This is a genomic window from Campylobacter lari subsp. lari, assembly GCF_013372185.1.
In the GTDB taxonomy this organism is placed as follows: Bacteria; Campylobacterota; Campylobacteria; order Campylobacterales; family Campylobacteraceae; genus Campylobacter_D; species Campylobacter_D lari.
This window is the reverse complement of record NZ_CP053830.1, coordinates 1,473,311-1,492,294: the sequence shown is the minus strand read 5'-3', so window position 1 is coordinate 1,492,294 and position 18,984 is coordinate 1,473,311. Positions and strand designations below refer to the sequence as shown.

Below are 18,984 nucleotides of genomic sequence, written 5' to 3'. Positions count from 1 at the left end.
TATGAAAGATTTAAAACTTTTTCTTAATGATACTTTTAAAAGCAATATTTATAAAAACTTACAATGTAATGAAGATGAAATTTTAATCTTAAAGCATTTATGTAAAAATTATTTGCAGGCAAATACAAGTATTAATGCTTATAATCTTCTTAGCGAAGTTTTTAAAAATGATGAGTATGAATATTTAGATCATTTAAAAGATCTTAAAAATCTTATAGAAAAAGGTTTTATTATTCAAATTTTTTCTGATTTTAAAGCAAGTAAAAACTCAAGCTTGCTTTTAAATTTATTACAATGTGAATTAAGTTTAAGTGAAGTTTTCTTACAAGTTTTAGAAAATAAAACTATACAAGATTATATGCAAGATCAAATTTATGAAGATCATATTGCGTATTTAAAAGATGAATTTTTTAAAATCGATCTTTATCAAAGATTACGCTTTTTTGCTAAAAGTTCTCAAAGTAAGAATATAAAAAAAGATATAACCACCTTTGAAGCATATATTAAAGAGCGTTTAAAAAAGAGTAAAATTTCCAATGTTTTAGCAGAGATTTTTAAAGAATATGCTTTAAATGATAAAGAGTGTTTGATATTTATTAGTTTGTTAAAAGAAGAGTATTTGCTAAATACTGAAAATTCTTATAGTAGAGATTGTAATTTTTTATTGCACTTAATCAGCGAAAATGATATGCAAAAAGAAGAAAATAAAGTTTTGCTAGAAGAAGATTCTAAGCTGCTTAGTTCTAATCTTTTAGAATACGATGAATTTGTAAATTCTTTAGGCGATGTAACTAAGATATTTTATTTAAGTGATGATATTTTACAAAGAATTATTAACTTTAAAGAGCCAAAGAAAAACAAAAAAATTAAATTGCAAAATTTAGTAAAAAGTCAGGATATATTTGAGCTGATTGAGCCAAATATCAATATAGATGATGTTATTATGCCTGAGAGCACTAAAGTTTTATTAGAAAGTATTTTAAAACAACAAGATAAAAAAGTTTTAGAAAGATTAAATAAATGGGGTATAAAAACAAATAAAAACATAGAGGCTAAGATAATTTTCTATGGTCCTGCTGGAACGGGTAAGACTATGAGTGCGCTAAGCATGGCAAAAGCTATGAAAAAATCCATTTTGAGTTTTGATTGTTCTAAAATTTTAAGCAAATATGTGGGCGAGAGTGAGCAAAATGTAAGAAAAATTTTTGATACTTATAAAGAGCTTTGTCAAACAAGTAAGCAAAGCCCTATTTTGCTTTTAAATGAAGCAGATCAATTTTTAAGTACAAGAGTAGAAAGTAGTGGTGGTGCTGATAAAATGCATAATCAAATGCAAAATATCTTTTTAGAGCAAATTGAGCGTTTTAGTGGAGTTATCATAGCTACAACCAATTTTTTAGAAAATTTAGATGTGGCTTTTTCAAGAAGGTTTGAATATAAAATCGAATTTAAAAAGCCAAATTACGAACAACGCTTAATGATATGGCAAAAAGCTTTACCTAAGAATGCTAAATTTGATGATAGTTTTGATTTAAAAAATTTAGCTTCGCATGAATTAAGTGGAGCTCAAATTGTAATGGTGGTTAAAAATACAGCTTTAAAAGCGGCTATTTCTAAAGAAGGTATCTTTAAAATGAGTGATTTTTTGCACACTATAGAAAAAGAAATAGAATCTTCATTTGATAAAAATAAAATAGTTGGTTTTAAAAATTAAATTCACATAAATTTCACAAGCAAATAATATCATTCTTTCAACTTTTATTTAAAGGAGAAAAAATGAAAATGAAACTAATGTTGGCTAGCTTGGTTTGTGCAAGTTCTATGTTTGCAGATGTGATTGTTAGTCCAAGTGCTTTACCTCAAAAGGCTCAAGAGTTTTTAAACACTCATTTTAAAGGTGTAAATGTAGGTTATGTCAAACAAGATGTGGATTCTTATGAGGTAAATTTGGTAGATGGAACCGAAATTGACTTTATTGTTAATGGAGATTGGAAAGAAGTTGATGGTAAATACAAAGGCATTCCGACAGGATTTATCCCAAAAGAAGTAATAACTAAAGTACAAGCAGCGCAACCAAATGCAGCTATTGTTGAAGTAGATAAAAGAATAAATGGATATAAATTTAGAACAAATAACATGATGGAAATTTATACAGATTTTAAAGGTAATATTCTAGGACAAAAATTTGACGATTAACCACCTAAACCCGTTAAGGGTTTGGTTGATTGTTAAAACCTCTTCTTCTTAGCATCCTCTAAGATATCATTGGCTATTTTATTTACATTTTCAGATATTGCAGCACTATCATTAGCTATTTTAAGATTTTCTTGTGTTACATGATCAATTTGAGCTACAGCATCATTGATTTGAGTAATACCTGTAGTTTGTTCTTTAATACTTTCACCCATTTCATTAATAGATTGAACTAAGATATTAGTATTAGCTTCTATCTCACCTAAAGACTTTTGAGTTCTCTCAGCTAAATTTCTAACTTCATCAGCAACAACAGCAAATCCTCTACCATGCTCTCCAGCTCTTGCAGCTTCTATAGCAGCATTTAATGCAAGTAGATTAATTTGATCAGCTATATCTCCTATTATAGAAGTAACATTTTTAATCTCTTCACTTTGAGCTATTACTTCACTTGTTTTATGAGATACATTTTGCATAGAAGAAGTAATCTCTTCTAAAGCAGCAGCTGTTTCTTCCAAAGAAGAAGCTTGGCTTGATGAAGAATCTGTTAATTCTCTAACAGCACTTTGTAATTTACCACTTTGTGTTGCAAGTAAATTAGCAAATTCAGAAGATTGTCTTAGCATAGCTACTATTTCTTGACCTAATACATTAGTAGTTATTTCAACCCCACCTTTAGCATTAGCAACTTCTGTTGTAAAGTCTAATGCTTTATAGCTATCAAATACACGGTTAATTTCATTCATATTAGAACCAACTTTTTCTTCTAATACACTAAGCATATCATTTAATACATTTTTTAATTCTATTAATTGAGGATTAGCAGGAATAGCTGTTATTCTTGCTGTTAAATTACCAGCTTCTATTTCTTTAGCTGTTTCAACTGATTGTTCTACTGCTTTAGCATCTTGTTCTAAAGCATTTTTAGTTTTAGTGATGTTTTCATTGATAGCTTTTGCCATAGCACCAAATTCATCATTTGTATTAACATTAATCATAGCTGAGTCTTTGGTTTTATGGTTGATAAAATCAAAGAATGAGTTAAGGCCTGTTTGGATTTTTTCTAGTGGAGAAAGATAGCGTGAAACGATAAAATACAACAATACAACACTTAAAATACTTGTGAAAATAACTATAATAGCTTGAATGTATGCAATTTTTTCACTTGAATTGTTTATTGTATCAACATAAGCAACATTACATACAGTGTAGTCATTTGAATTATTACACAAGGCAAGTCTTTCATTTCCTTCAGCGCTAGTATAGAAGAAAGGTTCGTTGTTTTTAGTTTTTGAAAATGCATCAGCGATTGTAGAAATATTTGGATGATTTCCTGTGTAATTTTTATGAGTAGATGCAAATGCGTAACGATTTTTATCATAAACGAAAGAATCACCTGGCATTTGTTTTAAATTTTCTATTAAATCTTTAACTAAAACATCAATCGCTAAAATACCTACAAATTTACCATCTTTATTTAAAGGCATAGCGTAAGTAAAGCAAGGTAAGCCAGTGGTTGCATCAATATATGAGGCAGTTATAAATAAGCCATTTTTTTTCCTCGCTTCTATATAAAATTCTCTTGTTCTTGCATCATAACCATCAGCTTTTCCATAAAAACCATAGTCAATATTTTTACTATCACTATCTGGATCACTTACAACTAATTCACCATCTGGTTGAGCAATATATACTGCTAAATAATTTCCTGCATCTCTAAAAGCTTTTAGTTGCACACCAACATTTTGCGCTAGTGCTTCTTGAGAATTAAGATTTGAATAAGGATTTCTGAGGATAGTCTCGGATAATTTTAATAAAGAATTAGAAGTGCTTTCTCTGAAGTTTTCGACAAGATTATTAGTAGAAATTAAACGATTTTTTTCTGAATTAACAATTTCATCAAAAAGAGATTGTTTTACAAAAATAAATGTAACAATGCCTAAAATTAAAAGACATATAACCGCCATGATATTTGCAATCATAGCAACTTTTAGTTTAATGCTTTTCATTAATTATTCTCCTAAAAATTTTTGTTATTATAAGGATATTATATGTAACTAAATATTAATTAAATTTAAACACTAGATACAATATTATTAACATTAACTCTTAAATAGAGTTAATGTTTTTGCTAATTTTTTAAAACCTCTTCTTCTTAGCATCCTCTAAAATATCATTGGCTATTTTATTTACATTTTCAGATATTGCAGCACTATCATTAGCTATTTTAAGATTTTCTTGTGTTACATGATCAATTTGAGCTACAGCATCATTGATTTGAGTAATACCTGTAGTTTGTTCTTTAATACTTTCACCCATTTCATTAATAGATTGAACTAAGATATTAGTATTAGCTTCTATCTCACCTAAAGACTTTTGAGTTCTCTCAGCTAAATTTCTAACTTCATCAGCAACAACAGCAAATCCTCTACCATGCTCTCCAGCTCTTGCAGCTTCTATAGCAGCATTTAATGCAAGTAGATTAATTTGATCAGCTATATCTCCTATTATAGAAGTAACATTTTTAATCTCTTCACTTTGAGCTATTACTTCACTTGTTTTATGAGATACATTTTGCATAGAAGAAGTAATCTCTTCTAAAGCAGCAGCTGTTTCTTCCAAAGAAGAAGCTTGGCTTGATGAAGAATCTGTTAATTCTCTAACAGCACTTTGTAATTTACCACTTTGTGTTGCAAGTAAATTAGCAAATTCAGAAGATTGTCTTAGCATAGCTACTATTTCTTGACCTAATACATTAGTAGTTATTTCAACCCCACCTTTAGCATTAGCAACTTCTGTTGTAAAGTCTAATGCTTTATAGCTATCAAATACACGGTTAATTTCATTCATATTAGAACCAACTTTTTCTTCTAATACACTAAGCATATCATTTAATACATTTTTTAATTCTATTAATTGAGGATTAGCAGGAATAGCTGTTATTCTTGCTGTTAAATTACCAGCTTCTATTTCTTTAGCTGTTTCAACTGATTGTTCTACTGCTTTAGCATCTTGTTCTAAAGCATTTTTAGTTTTAGTGATGTTTTCATTGATAGCTTTTGCCATAGCACCTAGTTCATCATTTGTATTAACATTAATCATAGCTGAGTCTTTGGTTTTATGATTGATAAAATCAAAGAATGAGTTAAGGCCGGCAGTAATTACCGTAATAGGTTTTAAATTTTTTATAATAGCAAATCTTACCAATATTAATGCTATGATTATGGCTATAAATGCAATAATAACTTGTTGGAATAAAACTTCATTAACTGCATCAGAATATACAGATTCATCGGTAATCGAACAAACCATATATTTAGGATTTAAAGCTTGGACACAAGTTACTACTTGGGTTTTGTTATTACCATCTTTTGCATAAAATAAAGAATCTTCTTTGCTTGGATCGATTAAATCAGGGTTGGCTTTGGCTGCATTAGCTATATTAATACTTAGATCATTTTTAGTAAGCATTAAATCTTTATTTTCGTGAAAAATAATTTGACCTTCTTTATCATAAACTGCCGCATATGAACTTTGAGAATGACCTAATATAAGCACATCTTTTGCAAAAGTATGAAGGTTGTAATCTCCACCAACTACAGCCAAAAGTTTACCATTTACATATATTGGTGCTGTGTAGGAAATTGTTATAGAACCATCTTCAATACTTTTATAAGGATCAGAAACTACAAGTGTTCCTGTTGTTTTTGCTTCTTGATACCATGGTCTTGTTCTTGCATCAAAACCAGTTTGCTCTGGACTTCTTATGATTTTATTAGATTGGTATAGTTTTCCATCTTCTTCAAAACCTATATAAGTTACATCATATCCAGCAGAGTATCTAATGGTTTCTAGAATATCAAACAACTCATTAATATCTGGATGCGGATTTTTCTCCATAAATTTTACTATCGAATCAATAGCAGTTCTTTTACTTGTCCCATAAATTTCATATGCTTTGTTAACATCAAACATTGTTTTCACTTGAATTTCTTCAAGATACTGACTTGTTGAATTTTTTGATTGGTAATAGCTAATAATATTAACTGTAATCAAAATAGCAATTATAAGCAATCCAACTATAAAAGTAAGTTTACTTGATAAGCTTCGAAAATTAAACATATTTCTATCCTTGTTTTTAAAATAATTTTTGTTAAATTATAGTATATCTATAATAAATAATTTTTTAATTTTTATTATGCCGTATAGTATAGTCCATATATGATAATTTTAATTATTATAAATTTATAAAAAATTAAGTTTTGTTAAGTATAATTTCAATTTTAAAATGCGGGAATAGCTCAGGGGTAGAGCACAACCTTGCCAAGGTTGGGGTCGCGAGTTCGAATCTCGTTTCCCGCTCCATTTATCACCCGCCCGGGTGGTGGAATTGGTAGACACAAGGGACTTAAAATCCCTCGGAATTTTTCTTCCGTGCCGGTTCAAGTCCGGCCTCGGGCACCACTTTTTGGTAACTCAAGGCGACATAGCCAAGCGGTAAGGCATGGGCCTGCAAAGCCTTGATCTCCGGTTCGAATCCGGATGTCGCCTCCAATGCGATGTTAACACTTGATATTTTTATTCTTTCGGGAGATGGCTGAGTGGTCGAAAGCGGCGGTCTTGAAAACCGTTGAGGGTCACACCTCCAGGGGTTCGAATCCCTTTCTCCCGGCCACTTTAACATAATTTTTCATATTTTGTTTTACATTTAAAAAGATATTTCTTAATTTCTTAAAGAAATTAAGAAAATTATTCTAAATCTAAAACTCCGCCTTTGCTAGCATTACTAACAAGCTTTTGATACATTTTAAGCCATCTTGAATTTATTTGCTTATAAGGCATTTTAAAATTTGCTTTGCGTTTAGCAATTTCATCTTGGGCTAAATTTGCATTGATGCTGTAATTATCCACATCAATTTCTATCTCATCTCCATCTTCTAAAAGTGCTATAAGTCCACCTTCTGCAGCTTCAGGGGAAATGTGACCTATACTAAGTCCTCTTGTAGCTCCACTAAAACGACCATCTGTTATAAGTGCAACTTTAGCACCAAGTCCCATGCCTGTGAGCAATGAAGTTGGACTAAGCATTTCTTGCATGCCAGGGCCGCCTTTTGGTCCTTCATAGCGTATCACGCATACATCACCTTCTTTAACTTTACCTTTTATAATGCCTTTAATGGCTTCTTCTTGAGAGTTAAAACAAACCGCTTTTCCTTTGAATTTACGCTCGCCCATAATACCTGCTGTTTTTATCACACAGCCTTGCTCAGCTAAATTTCCAAAAAGTATAGCAAGCCCACCTACATTTGAGTAGGCATTATTTATTTTTCTTATAATGTTTTCATCTTTAATATCAGCATTCTCAATGCGATCTTTTAAAGTTTTTCCGCTAATATCTAGAGTGTCAAGTTCTAAAATATGGCCTGGTTTTTTAGCTATTTCAGCCATTACTGCACTTACCCCACCTGCTTTGTGTATATCTTCCATATAAACTGTATTTAAAGATGGAGCGATTTTAGCTATATGAGCTACATTAGCACTGATGTGATTGAGTTCTTTTATATCCAAATTTACACCTGCTTCATAAGCAATAGCAAGCATATGCAAGATAGTATTTGAGCTTCCACCCATAGCCATATCAACAACCAAGGCATTATTAATGGATTTTTTAGTGATGATATTGCGAATTTTAAAACGCTCATCAAGAGCAATCTCGCAAATTCTACGCGCAGCTTTTCTTAAAAGCTCTTCTCTTTCTTTGCTAAGTGCTAAAATAGTTCCATTTCCTTCAAGTGCAATACCCATAGCCTCGCATAAAGTATTCATAGAATTTGCAGTAAACATACCCGAGCAAGATCCACCGCTAGGACAGGCTTTGCATTCTATATCTTTTAAATCATCTTCATTAATTTTTTTAGCCTCATAAGCTCCCACTGCTTCAAAAACAGAACTTAGGCTGATTTTTTCTCCATGTTTATTTACGCCTGCTCTCATAGGTCCACCGCTTACAAAAATGGTTGGTACATTTACTCTTAAAGCCCCCATAAGCATACCTGGAGTGATTTTATCACAATTTGGGATACAAATTAGCGCATCAAGTTGGTGTGCATTCATCACTGTTTCAATAGAGTTTGCAATGATTTCACGACTTGGCAGGGAATAAAGCATACCATCATGCCCCATAGCTATACCATCATCTACACCTATGGTGTTAAATTCAAAAGGAATACAGCCATTTTTACGAATTTCATCTTTAATGATTTTTGCATATTCGTTTAAGAAAAAATGCCCTGGGATGATATCTATGTAGCTATTTGCTACGCCTATAAAAGGCTTGTTAAAATCATCATCATTTAAGCCACATGCTCTAAGTAAAGAGCGATTTGGTGCTTTTAAATGTCCTTTTTTGATCGCATCACTTCTCATTTGTATCCTTTTTTAAAGTAAAAACTATCATTTTATGCTTTTATTTTGCAATTTTTGCTTAAATTTTTTAAACTTAAATGGTATTTTAAAGAAAATTATTTAAAATGTGCAATTATTTTGATTTAAGGAATGTAATGCTTTTAACTAATCCAGTATTTATAGGCGTTGTATTAATGACGCTTTTGTGTTTTTTTAGGTTTAATGTTTTGCTCAGTGTTTTGCTTTCTGGGCTTTTTGTGGGTGTTTGGTCTAAATTTATGAATGTAGAGCATTTGACTTTAGTGGAATTTTTTACTCAACTTCCACAAGCCATGATGGATTCTATGAAAGTTTTAATTGATGGTATGCAAGGAAATTTACAAACTGCATTAAGTTATATTTTACTTGGAGCAGTGGCTGCTGCTATATCAAAAACCAATCTAACAGCATATTTGATTAAAATAGTTTCGCATTATATTTCACATAAAAAATATTTACTTATACTTTCTTTGGCATTGATTGCTTGTTTTTCGCAAAATTTAATCCCTATCCATGTGGCTTTTGTGCCTTTATTGATTCCACCTTTGTTAAAACTTTTTAATCAATTAAAAATAGACCGTAGAGCTATAGCTTGTGCTTTAACTTTTGGGCTTACCACACCTTATATGGTAGTGCCTTTGGGTTTTGGGCTTATTTTTCAAACTCTGCTTGTGGATAATTTAAATTCAAATGGAGTGCAAATTAGTTTAGGAGAAGTTTCTCAAACTATGGCTTTTGCGGCTATTTGTATGTTGGTTGGTTTGTTTTTGGCTGTGTTTGTATTTTATGCTAAACCAAGAGAGTATCAAGAAGAACAAATTAGCAAAATGGATTTTGAAAATTTAAAAATGAGTAAAAAAGAATGGGGTGTTTTGGTGGGTCTTGGTTTGACTTTGATTTTGCAAATTTTAACGCACAATTTACCTTTATCAGGACTTTTGGGTTTTGTTTTGATGGTAGTTTTAGGTGGGGTAGAATATAACAAAGTTAATTTAGTTTTTGATGATGGACTTAAAATCATGGGTTATATAGCTTTTGTAATGCTTGTTGCTTCAGGATATGGAGAGGTTTTAAAGCAAAGTGGGGGTATAGCCGAGCTTGTAAAAACAAGTGTGCCTTTTATGGAGCAAAGTCACTTTTTGGCTATTTTTATTATGTTGGCGATCGGACTTTTAATCACCATAGGCATAGGAAGTTCGTTTGGGACTATTCCTATCATTGCTGCTTTATTTTGTCCAATTTGTCTTGAGCTTGGTTTTTCTCCGGCAGCGATTATTTTTATCATCGGTGTTGCTGGAGCTTTAGGTGATGCAGGATCGCCTGCTAGTGAAACGACTTTGGGGGTGAGTGTAGGGCTTAATGCAGATAAGCAAGGTGATCATATCAAAGATACTTGCATACCAACCTTTTTATGTTTTAATGGCTCTTTGCTTATTTTGGGTAGCATTATAGCTTTTTGCTTACTTTAACTAGCTAAAAGCCTTTTTTTAGGCTTTTAGCATATGTTTCCATTTTTTATATTCGTTAAAATAATTCAAGTTGACAAATTCTTCTTCGTTTTCAAAGTTGATAAATTCTGCCTTCATTTGTGAGCAAAAAAGGGCTAATTTATGGTTATTTTCTTGTAAAAATTGTAAAGTTTTTTCAAAATTTCTACTATGATAAAATCCACATAAATAATGTTTGTGTTCTTTTGTACTTGCAAGAAGTATGTCTTGTGACTTTAGTTGATGAAAAAGCGTATAGATACTTTTTTGGCTTATATTTGGAGTATCCACGCTAAGGATAAATACATAAGTATTTTGAAAATGTTTAAGTATGGAATTTAAGGCAATGAGCGGGGAGTAGTTGTTTAAATCCTCATCCAAAATAAGAGCTAAGTTTTTTTGATGGAATTTATCTTTTTTGGTGCTAATAAAAACTTGAGTGAAAATTTTTGACATTTTTTCATACTGATAAAGAGTTAAGTTTTTATCATCTACTTGTAATAAGCTTTTATCTTCTCCCATGCGTGAAGACTTCCCGCCGCATAAAATCACACAAGGATAAGGAATTTTTTCACTCATAAAAACCTCATAAATTCATCAAAATATTTTATAATACATTTATGAAATATACAGATTTAATACAAATAAAAGATTATTTTAAACAATTCCAAAGACTAAATTATCTCAAACGCCTTGATGATAATATCTTAGAACTTAGCTTAGATCATCAAGTTTTTATACTAGATTTAACGCGTGGAAAAAGTGGAATTTACCAAGATAAACTTCAAGCAAAAGTCTATAATGCACCTTTTGATTTTATGTTAAAAAAATACTTCTCTAATGCAAAGATTTTAAATTTAGAAGTATTAGAAAATAATAGAATTTTATCTTTTGAAGTTTTATCAGAAAAATCTTACAAAGCTTATGGGGCTAAGATTTATTTTGAATTTACAGGAAAAAATACCAATGTAATCATCACAGATACTGATGATATCATCATAGAAGCTTTGCGTCATATAGATAAAAGTTACCGCATTGTAAAAATAGGAGAAAAATTACAAGCTTTAAAAGCTTATGAGATCAAAGAAGAATTTGTAAAAATAGATGATTTTAATGTGTACTTTAAAGAAAGTGCTAAAAAATTGCAACAAGATCGCTTAAAGGATATTAAAGAAAATAAACTTTTAAATATAGATAAAAAAATTTTTACCCTTAAAGAGAGTATAGAAAATTTAGAGCAAGAAAGCGATTTATTAAAAAAAGCACAGGAATTAAGCCAAAAAGCAGATGTTTTATTTGCTAATTTAAATTTTTTAAAAGATTATCAAAGAGAATTTATTTTGCAAGATTTTAATGCAAATGAGCTTGCTTTTAAGCTCGAAGATAGCCCTAAAAATAGTGCGAATGAATTTTATAAAATGGCAAAAAAATTAAAACAAAAGGCTAAAAATATCAATATAGAAAGAGAAATTTTAAGTGAAAAACTTGATTTTTTAATCAATTTAAAAGATTTAATCACTAAAAGCACTTCTTTGCGAGAATTAGAAGTTTTGATGCCTAAAAAAAGTAAAAAAACGAAAAAAGAAGAGTTAAATGCAGGGGTTAGTAGCTTTTATTTTGATGAGTTTAAAATCAGCGTAGGACGCAATGAAAAAGCTAATGAGTATTTATTAAAAATAGCTAAAAAAGATGATATTTGGTTGCATGTGAAAGATTATCCTAGTGCGCATGTAATCATCACTTCAAATAAATTAAAAATAAGTCAATTAGTGCTAGAATTTGCCGCAAAGCTTTGTGTGGAATTTTCCAAGCTAAGTTCTGGAACTTATTTGGTCGATTATACGAGCAAGAATTTTGTTAAAGTTAGAGAGAAGGCTTTTGTAAATTATACAAATTATAAGACTATAAGCATTTTAAAGGAGTGAATATGCCTATAAGTCCCATAGGTGGTGTTAATTATGCTAATCAAAATGCACCAGTACATTCAGCACAAGCAAGCAATGAACTAGCAAAAGATTCTTTTGCAACTTTGGTAAATATGAGTGAGTTTCAAGCAAAAGAAAAGACGGTTGAAAAACTTGAAAAAGTTAATCAAGCCCATGAGGTAAGTGATGAAATAAAAGAAAGACAAGAGGAAGAAAAGAGGCATTCTAAGCATCATCAAGAACAAGAAGAAAAAGATGAACAAGAAGATGAAGAACAAGAAGTAGTTAAAAAAAGCTCTCATTTACTTGATTTGAGCATATAGAAAGGATAAAAATGTTTTCAAAGACAAGAATTCTTAGTGCTATTGTGATGATAGCTGTGATAGCTGTTGTTGCTTTGGTGGATAATTTTTTGATTAATTTTGCTATTTTTGCCATAATGTTATTTTTTGCATTTAATGAAGCAAAGGCTATGTTTAAAAGCAAACATGCAAGTGTTTTTGCGGCTTTATGTATTTTTGCAATAGGGGCATTTTTAGATAAACCTTTCTTTATAGGCCTTATGGCTTTGATTTTGATTTTAGGATATTTAGTTTATAAAAAAAGTGAAAATTTAAATGAGCTTATGCCTTATATATATCCTACCTTGCCTATTTTAATGCTTTATCAGGTGTTAAGCTATGAAGGTATGTTTGTATTGTTTTGGCTTATAGTGATTGTCGTTGCGTGTGATAGTGGGGCGTATTTTATAGGAAAATTAATTGGCGAGAGAGCTTTTTCTCCAACAAGCCCGAATAAAACTTTAGAAGGCGTTGTAGGCGGTATAGTTTGTGCAGGAATTTTAGGAACTATCATAGGTTCTTTTGAATTTAGCTTAATAAAAAGCATTTATATTTCTTTAATTGTAGCTATTTTTGCTGTGATAGGGGATTTGCTTGAGAGTTATTTTAAAAGACAAGCAGGTATTAAAGATAGCGGTAATTTAATCCCTGGACACGGAGGAGTTTTAGATAGAATTGATGCTGTTATCATTGCAGCATTTGCAATGGCAACTTTAGCATGATCGTTCTTGGAAGTACAGGAAGTATAGGGGTTAATACTCTTTTTATCGCTAAAGAAAAAAACATAAGCATAGAAGCTTTATCTTGTGGAAAAAATATAAAACTTTTAAATGAGCAAATAGCTCTTTTTAAGCCTAAATTTGTATGTATTCAAGATGAGAAAGATAAGCATTTAGTTGATCATAAAAATATTTTTTGCGCTCAAGATGGCTTAAAAAAAATGATTAGTGAATGCAAAAGCAAATTTGTAGTAAATGCTATAGTTGGTTTTGCAGGATTAAACTCAAGTCTTATAGCACAAAAACTTGGTAAAACTTTAGCCCTAGCAAATAAAGAAAGTCTAGTAGTAGCAGGGAAATTTTTTGATACTTCTAAGATTAAAGCCATAGATAGCGAACACGCAGCACTAAAGTGCTTGATAGATAAAAGAAAAGATATTAAAAAACTTTTCATAACAGCAAGTGGTGGTGCTTTTTATAAATATAAAATCAAAGATTTAAAAAATGTCAGCGTAAAAGAGGCTTTGAAGCATCCTAACTGGAGCATGGGTGCTAAGATCACTATAGATAGTGCTAGTATGTGCAATAAGCTTTTTGAAATCATCGAAGCTTATCATCTTTATGGTATTAAACAAATTGATGCTGTGATAGAAAAAAAATCTTTAGTGCATGCTTTGTGTGAATTTAAAGACGGTGGGATAAGTGCTTATTTTTCTCATGCAAATATGCGTTTATCTATAGCTCAAGCGATTTTAGATGAGCATGATCAAAGTTTTATAGAAAATTTGGATTTATTAGCTATGCCAAGTTTAAAATTTGAAAAAATTAGTTTAAAAAAATATCCTATATTTATGCTAAAAGATGAACTTTTGAAAAATCCTGATTTAGGGGTTGTAATAAATGCTGCAAATGAGTATTTAGTTTATAAATTTTTAAAAAATCAAATGGGGTTTTTAGATATTTCAAAAGGGATTTTTAAAGCATTAGATCATTTTGGAGTGCCAAAGATTAACCAAATTGAAGATGTTTTTGAGTATGATAAGCGAGTAAGGCTTTATTTAGATAAGGAAATGAAGTGAGATATTTTTTAAGTATTTTGATTTTTATAAATGTGGTTTTTGCTTTAGAATTTAGTGTGAAAGAAAATGGAAAAAGCTTAGATGATAATAATACGGTTTTAATTCTTGGAGGAATTCAAGGCGATGAGCCAGGTGGATTTCATGCAGCTAGCTTGCTTTTGAGTGATTATAATATCACCAAAGGTAAGATTATCGTTGCGCCCAATTTAGCTTTTGAAAGTATTATCGCTAGAAATAGGGGAAATTTTGGAGATTTAAATAGAAAATTTGCCCATATAGATGAAAACGATCCTGATTTTCACACTATAGAGCGCATAAAAAAGCTTATTTTGGAACCTGAGGTAAATATGGTTATAAATTTGCACGATGGAAGTGGATTTTACAGACCTCAATATGAAAGCAAGGATAAAAACCCAAATCGTTGGGGTAATACTAGTATTATCGATCAAAGCGAAGTAAATTCTACTAAATATGCAGATTTAGAAAATATAGCCAAAGAAGCAGTGGAAAATATCAATAAAGCATTAATTAAAGAAGAACATCAATATCATTTAAAAAATACCAAAACCCAAGAAAGTAACGATAAAGATATGCTAAAGGCTTTAACTTATTTTGTGGTGTCAAATCACAAAGCAGCCTTTGCTAATGAAGCAAGTAAAAATTTACCAACCCATTTAAGAGTATATTATCATCTTTTGGCGGTGGAGTATTATTTAAAAAAAGCAAATATAGAATTTAGTAGAAGCTTTGAACTAACTCCAAATGGAGTTTATAGAGCCATTGAAAAGCCTTTAGAGGTAAGACTTTTTAATGATAAAATTTTACTTTATCTTGACAAACCTACTAATGCTATAAATTTTTTGCCTTTCCCTGTTAATCAAGCTTTAAATTATGAAGCAAGTAATGAAATCACAGCAGTAATTTCAAACGCAAATTCATATTCTATTAATTATGGAAATCGTTTGCAAACTAGAATTTATCCTGAGTATTTTGAATTTTCTAATGCAGTTGAGAGTGTGGAATTACTAGTTGATGGAAAGCTTATAGAAACACCTTTTGCTCGTAAGATTTTAGTAAAAAATAATTTTGAAATTCCTGCGATTAATGGAGTAAGGGTTAATGTTATAGGCTTTGATAAGGGTAGTGATGAGAGTGAAATTTTAATCCATAAAAATCAAATGCAAAAAAGATATTCTATCGATAAAAAAAGACAAATTTATAGGGTGGAATTTTATGAGTTGAAAAATGCGAATTTAAACGAGCAAGTTTTGATGGAAAATAAACACTCAAAAATAATAAAAAATGCCAAAATTTCAACATCTGCTATAGAAAAAGCAGAGCAAAAGGATAAATTTATAGGTATGATTTTAGTGGAATTTCAATGAAAAGCTTAATCCTTGCTATAGAGAGCTCTTGTGATGATAGTTCTATTGCAATTATTGATAAAAATACATATGAATGTAAATTTCATAAAAAAATCTCTCAAGAACAAGAACATAGCCAATATGGCGGGGTTGTGCCAGAGCTTGCTGCAAGGTTACACACCCAAGCTTTGCCAAATATTTTAAGTCAATGTGAAAAATATTTTAATGATTTATGTGCCATAGCAGTTACAAACGAGCCTGGGCTTAGTGTGAGTTTGATAGGTGGGGTGGCTATGGCTAAGATACTTGCTATTAGTTTAAATTTACCATTAATTGCGATAAATCACTTAAAAGGACATATCTACTCTATGTTTTTAGGTAAAAAAGCTTGTTTTGATATGGGCGTGTTGCTTGTAAGTGGTGGGCATACCATGGTGCTTTTTATTGATAATCAAGGACAAATTACAGAAATAGCAAGAACAAATGATGATAGCTTTGGAGAAAGCTTTGATAAAGTAGCTAAGATGATGAATTTGGGCTATCCTGGTGGGGCTATCATAGAAAATTTAGCTAAAAATGCAAAAGAAAGTAATTTAGAATTTAGCATACCCTTGCTTCATTCTAAAGAATTAGCTTATAGTTTTTCAGGTCTTAAAAACCAAGTGCGCTTAGAAATTTTAAAAGAAGAATTAACTCAAGAAAGAAAAAATCAAATCGCCTTTGCCTTTCAAAAAACAGCTATAGCACATATTATGAATAAGCTAGAAAAAATTTTTAAAGAGTATAAATTTAAACGCTTTGGTATAGTAGGTGGAGCTAGTGCAAATTTAAGTTTAAGAAGCCAAATAGAGCATTTGTGTCAAAGCTATCAGTGTGAGCTTTTACTTGCCCCACTTGAGTATTGTTCAGATAATGCTTTGATGATAGCAAGAGCAGCATGTGAAGCTTATGAGCGTAAAGAATTTGTAAGTATTGAAGATGATCTTATAAGCCCGAAGGTCAAAAATTTACAAGGTGTATTATGAAAAAAGCTTTTACTATTATAGAGCTTGTGTTTGTAGTAATTATACTTGGAGTTTTAGCTGCGGTTGCTCTGCCAAAATTTAGCACTAGTAAAGATGAAGCAAGCACAGCTCAAGCTTTAGGAAATTTAAAAACTTTTATTAATGATATAAATTCTTATGTATTAAAAAATGAAAGTCTTTCAAGCATAGCTTTAATGAGTAATGTAGCAAATATAAAAAATGAAGATTTATCAAATTTGCAAAATACCACCAAAGAGTTGGATTTTAGCGTAGGAAATGATGAGCAGTGTTTTAAAGTACTTTTTGTAGACAAAGAAAGTGTTTTGCTTTTAGCGCTTATGGTAGATAGCACTCAAAAAAGCAAGGCTCAAAATATAGCAGATTTAAAAAATCAAGCTTTGAAAGATCCTAAAAATCAAAGCATAAAAACTCAACTAGATGAGGTTTTAAATGCTTTTGGTCAAAGTGAATTTACAAGTACTTCAAAGTCCAAAGCTTGCCAAAGCCTAATCCACTCTAAAGCTTTTAAAGACCTAGCTACTAGGGTGTATTTTTTAAGTAGTGGTTAAAAATAAATCCCACCACTTAAATATAATTTCATTCTGTGATCATCATCGTATTTATACTGATGAACTGCTCTTGCTCCATCTAGTTTAATATAGTATTCATTTGGTTTATTATAAAGTATTTGTAAACCTACTGCGTCTAAAAAATGTTCATCTGTTAATCTACCACCATCTTTTTCATACCATGCATAGCCTATATCATAAAAAGGAGTAAAGTAAAAATTAGTATTTGGTATGTTTATTCTTAAACCAAAGTTAGCTACTATGGTATTATCTCCATCACCCTCACCATTATCATACGCTCTTACTCCATAGGCTCCACCTAAAGATGAGCTTTCAGAAGAATCTAATTCAAAATTCCCTAATACCTTTTGATAGTTTATATTTAAAGTATGAGTAATGTATTCATTAATACTATAATAATTATTCACACTAGCATTGAGTTTTCTAAACCAGCCAAAGCCTTTGCCTCCACTTTTGGATGTATTTCCAAACATAGTAGCACCATCATCATTAACCTTACCTACACTTACCTTAGCACTATAACTTAAGGTGTTGTTTTCAAATCCTCTAAATAAACCTTCTAAACCCATACTGCCTACATTAGAATGTTTATCAATACTATAATTTTCAAATATATTTGAAAAAGGCTCATCTTTTAATATCTTATGATAAATACTAGAAGTAAAGTATAAAGATGAATTAGTGTTTATCCACACAGGGTAAGAAAAATCTATACCAAAATTTCTAGAAGTACCACTAAAACCAACTTCTTTATATTCTCCACCTAAAGAATATGTTCCTTGAGATATGCTTGGAGTAATTTTTAAATTTCCTAAAAAGAAAGTATAACTAGCTCCATAGTTGATTTGATTTTCATTGCTTGATTGTAAGTAAAAATTATAATAATCACCCATGTTAAATAATGAGTTAAAACCCATGCTAATACCAGCTCTAATATCCCCTGCACTTTCAATACCATAATTATCAGCATATAATAATATATCTGCCTTAGTATCAGGTTCTACTTCTATAACTATATCAGTTTCTCCTACATTCTCTCCTGCTTGTAAACCTGCTAGGGTTTGTACACCATACATTTCATTGACTTTATATACACTATCTTCTATTAATTTAGTAGAGATGATTTTACCTTTAATTCTTTCATTAAGTTTACTTTCTACAAAATAATCTTTTATAGTTGTTTTATTCTTTATTATATACTTACCTAATGTTCCTAAGGCTATATTTATTTGCACACTATCTTCAAATTCTTGTTGGGGCACATAAGCTGTTGCAGCAGGATAACCATTTACCTGAAAATAATAAGCTATGATATTAGATATATCTTGTAAATCTTGTAAGCTAAATTTTTTAGTGCTAAACTCACTAATAAGTAATTGTAAATCTTCTTCTTTGATACCTAGCTTTTTAAAGCTAGTATTTTCATTAGTGATGATGAATTTGTATTTGGTTATTACCTTTTTAGTGGTAGTGGTGTTATTGTTAGAATTAGTATTGGTTTGACTGTTAGTTTCCTCACTAGCTTTATTTTCTTGTAGTTTTTCTTTTAAGGCTTTCTTTTTTGCTTCAAAGTCTTTTTTAGCTTCTTGAGTTTTTATATAATCATCTTTAGTTTTTAGATTTTCTTTGATAGCTTTGTTTTGAGGGAGGTTTCTATCAGGAGATAGTTCTATAACCTTTTCTATATCATTTTTAGCTATGCTAATGCCTCCTTCATTAGCATAGATTAAAGAACTAAGTGCTATAGCACAAAGAGAGAGTTTTTTCATGGTTGTTTTTCCTTTTATGCTTGTGTGTTTATTAAAAGAACTACTAAG

Annotated in this window: 15 protein-coding genes, 4 tRNA genes and 2 pseudogenes; 14 read left to right on the top strand and 7 right to left on the bottom strand. The window is 30.5% G+C overall.

The features are described 5' to 3' along the window. Position 1: 1 nt before the first annotated feature. Together CLLT_RS07755 and CLLT_RS07750 are read left to right on the top strand one after the other, a co-directional pair. The gene (locus CLLT_RS07755) at positions 2-1,714 is read left to right on the top strand and encodes an ATP-binding protein (protein WP_074692297.1); all 1,713 of its coding nucleotides are present in this window, start codon (positions 2-4) and stop codon (positions 1,712-1,714) included. 62 nt (positions 1,715-1,776) lie between these two features. Then, positions 1,777-2,196, top strand: coding sequence for a PepSY-like domain-containing protein (locus CLLT_RS07750; RefSeq protein WP_070255852.1), 420 nt, complete (start codon positions 1,777-1,779; stop codon positions 2,194-2,196). 32 nt (positions 2,197-2,228) lie between these two features. On the opposite strand, the gene CLLT_RS07745 is transcribed toward CLLT_RS07750, so the two are convergent. The 4 genes and pseudogenes from CLLT_RS07745 to CLLT_RS08115 all read right to left on the bottom strand — a co-directional run. Continuing rightward, positions 2,229-3,596 carry a methyl-accepting chemotaxis protein gene (locus tag CLLT_RS07745; protein WP_407325847.1) on the bottom strand — a complete coding sequence of 456 codons (1,368 nt, stop codon included), beginning with the start codon at positions 3,594-3,596 and terminating at the stop codon, positions 2,229-2,231. Positions 3,597-3,626: 30 nt separating this feature from the next. Continuing rightward, positions 3,627-4,160: pseudogene (locus tag CLLT_RS08110) on the bottom strand (PDC sensor domain-containing protein); the annotation flags it as partial. Between the two features lie 172 nt (positions 4,161-4,332). After that, positions 4,333-4,773, bottom strand: coding sequence for a methyl-accepting chemotaxis protein (locus CLLT_RS08105; protein ID WP_370510401.1), 441 nt, complete (start codon positions 4,771-4,773; stop codon positions 4,333-4,335). 717 nt (positions 4,774-5,490) lie between these two features. Then, positions 5,491-6,315 (bottom strand): annotated as a pseudogene (locus CLLT_RS08115) (PDC sensor domain-containing protein); the annotation flags it as partial. A 168-nt stretch (positions 6,316-6,483) separates the two neighbouring features. Here CLLT_RS08115 and CLLT_RS07735 point away from each other — a divergent pair. The 4 genes from CLLT_RS07735 to CLLT_RS07720 all read left to right on the top strand — a co-directional run bounded on the left by CLLT_RS07735 (position 6,484) and on the right by CLLT_RS07720 (position 6,868). Continuing rightward, positions 6,484-6,558: transfer RNA gene (locus CLLT_RS07735), tRNA-Gly, on the top strand. Positions 6,559-6,568: 10 nt separating this feature from the next. After that, positions 6,569-6,657, top strand: a tRNA-Leu gene (locus tag CLLT_RS07730). Positions 6,658-6,673: 16 nt separating this feature from the next. Beyond that, positions 6,674-6,747, top strand: a tRNA-Cys gene (locus CLLT_RS07725). Positions 6,748-6,780: 33 nt separating this feature from the next. Continuing rightward, positions 6,781-6,868: transfer RNA gene (locus tag CLLT_RS07720), tRNA-Ser, on the top strand. Positions 6,869-6,942: 74 nt separating this feature from the next. Here CLLT_RS07720 and ilvD read toward each other — a convergent pair. Then, on the bottom strand, positions 6,943-8,619 hold the full coding sequence (ilvD, locus tag CLLT_RS07715) for a dihydroxy-acid dehydratase (protein ID WP_074693074.1): 1,677 nt from the start codon (positions 8,617-8,619) through the stop codon (positions 6,943-6,945). Positions 8,620-8,753: 134 nt separating this feature from the next. Here ilvD and CLLT_RS07710 point away from each other — a divergent pair, with 134 nt between their 5' ends. Then, positions 8,754-10,106 carry a Na+/H+ antiporter NhaC family protein gene (locus tag CLLT_RS07710; RefSeq protein ID WP_074693072.1) on the top strand — a complete coding sequence of 451 codons (1,353 nt, stop codon included), beginning with the start codon at positions 8,754-8,756 and terminating at the stop codon, positions 10,104-10,106. A gap of 18 nt (positions 10,107-10,124) precedes the next feature. Here CLLT_RS07710 and CLLT_RS07705 read toward each other — a convergent pair whose 3' ends face one another. Then, positions 10,125-10,703, bottom strand: coding sequence for a molybdenum cofactor guanylyltransferase (locus tag CLLT_RS07705; protein WP_012662225.1), 579 nt, complete (start codon positions 10,701-10,703; stop codon positions 10,125-10,127). Between the two features lie 41 nt (positions 10,704-10,744). Between CLLT_RS07705 and CLLT_RS07700 the strand changes: the two genes are divergently transcribed. Genes CLLT_RS07700 through CLLT_RS07670 form a run of 7 tightly spaced genes read left to right on the top strand, consistent with a single transcriptional unit; the run spans position 10,745 to position 17,146 of the window. Then, positions 10,745-12,049, top strand: coding sequence for an NFACT RNA binding domain-containing protein (locus CLLT_RS07700; protein WP_012662224.1), 1,305 nt, complete (start codon positions 10,745-10,747; stop codon positions 12,047-12,049). 2 nt (positions 12,050-12,051) lie between these two features. Then, a complete protein-coding gene (locus CLLT_RS07695) occupies positions 12,052-12,372 on the top strand; it encodes a hypothetical protein (protein WP_012662223.1) in 321 nt (106 codons plus the stop codon). An 11-nt stretch (positions 12,373-12,383) separates the two neighbouring features. Beyond that, entirely contained in the window at positions 12,384-13,112 is a 729-nt protein-coding gene (locus CLLT_RS07690) for a phosphatidate cytidylyltransferase (RefSeq protein WP_070257364.1), read from the top strand. Further along, positions 13,109-14,188 (top strand): 1-deoxy-D-xylulose-5-phosphate reductoisomerase, encoded by a 1,080-nt coding sequence (dxr, locus tag CLLT_RS07685; protein WP_012662221.1) that lies wholly within the window; start codon positions 13,109-13,111, stop codon positions 14,186-14,188. The genes CLLT_RS07690 and dxr overlap by 4 nt, the downstream gene beginning before the upstream one ends. Next, entirely contained in the window at positions 14,185-15,573 is a 1,389-nt protein-coding gene (pgp1, locus tag CLLT_RS07680) for a peptidoglycan D,L-carboxypeptidase Pgp1 (RefSeq protein ID WP_074693070.1), read from the top strand. Before dxr ends, pgp1 begins: the two co-directional genes overlap by 4 nt. Then, positions 15,570-16,577, top strand: a complete 1,008-nt coding sequence (tsaD, locus tag CLLT_RS07675; RefSeq protein ID WP_070257360.1) for a tRNA (adenosine(37)-N6)-threonylcarbamoyltransferase complex transferase subunit TsaD — start codon at positions 15,570-15,572, stop codon at positions 16,575-16,577. The genes pgp1 and tsaD overlap by 4 nt, the downstream gene beginning before the upstream one ends. Further along, positions 16,574-17,146, top strand: coding sequence for a type II secretion system protein (locus tag CLLT_RS07670; protein ID WP_074693069.1), 573 nt, complete (start codon positions 16,574-16,576; stop codon positions 17,144-17,146). The genes tsaD and CLLT_RS07670 overlap by 4 nt, the downstream gene beginning before the upstream one ends. Here CLLT_RS07670 and CLLT_RS07665 read toward each other — a convergent pair. Further along, entirely contained in the window at positions 17,143-18,936 is a 1,794-nt protein-coding gene (locus tag CLLT_RS07665; protein WP_081352052.1) for a ShlB/FhaC/HecB family hemolysin secretion/activation protein, read from the bottom strand. The two genes, CLLT_RS07670 and CLLT_RS07665, sit on opposite strands and share 4 nt — an antisense overlap. Positions 18,937-18,984: the final 48 nt, after the last annotated feature.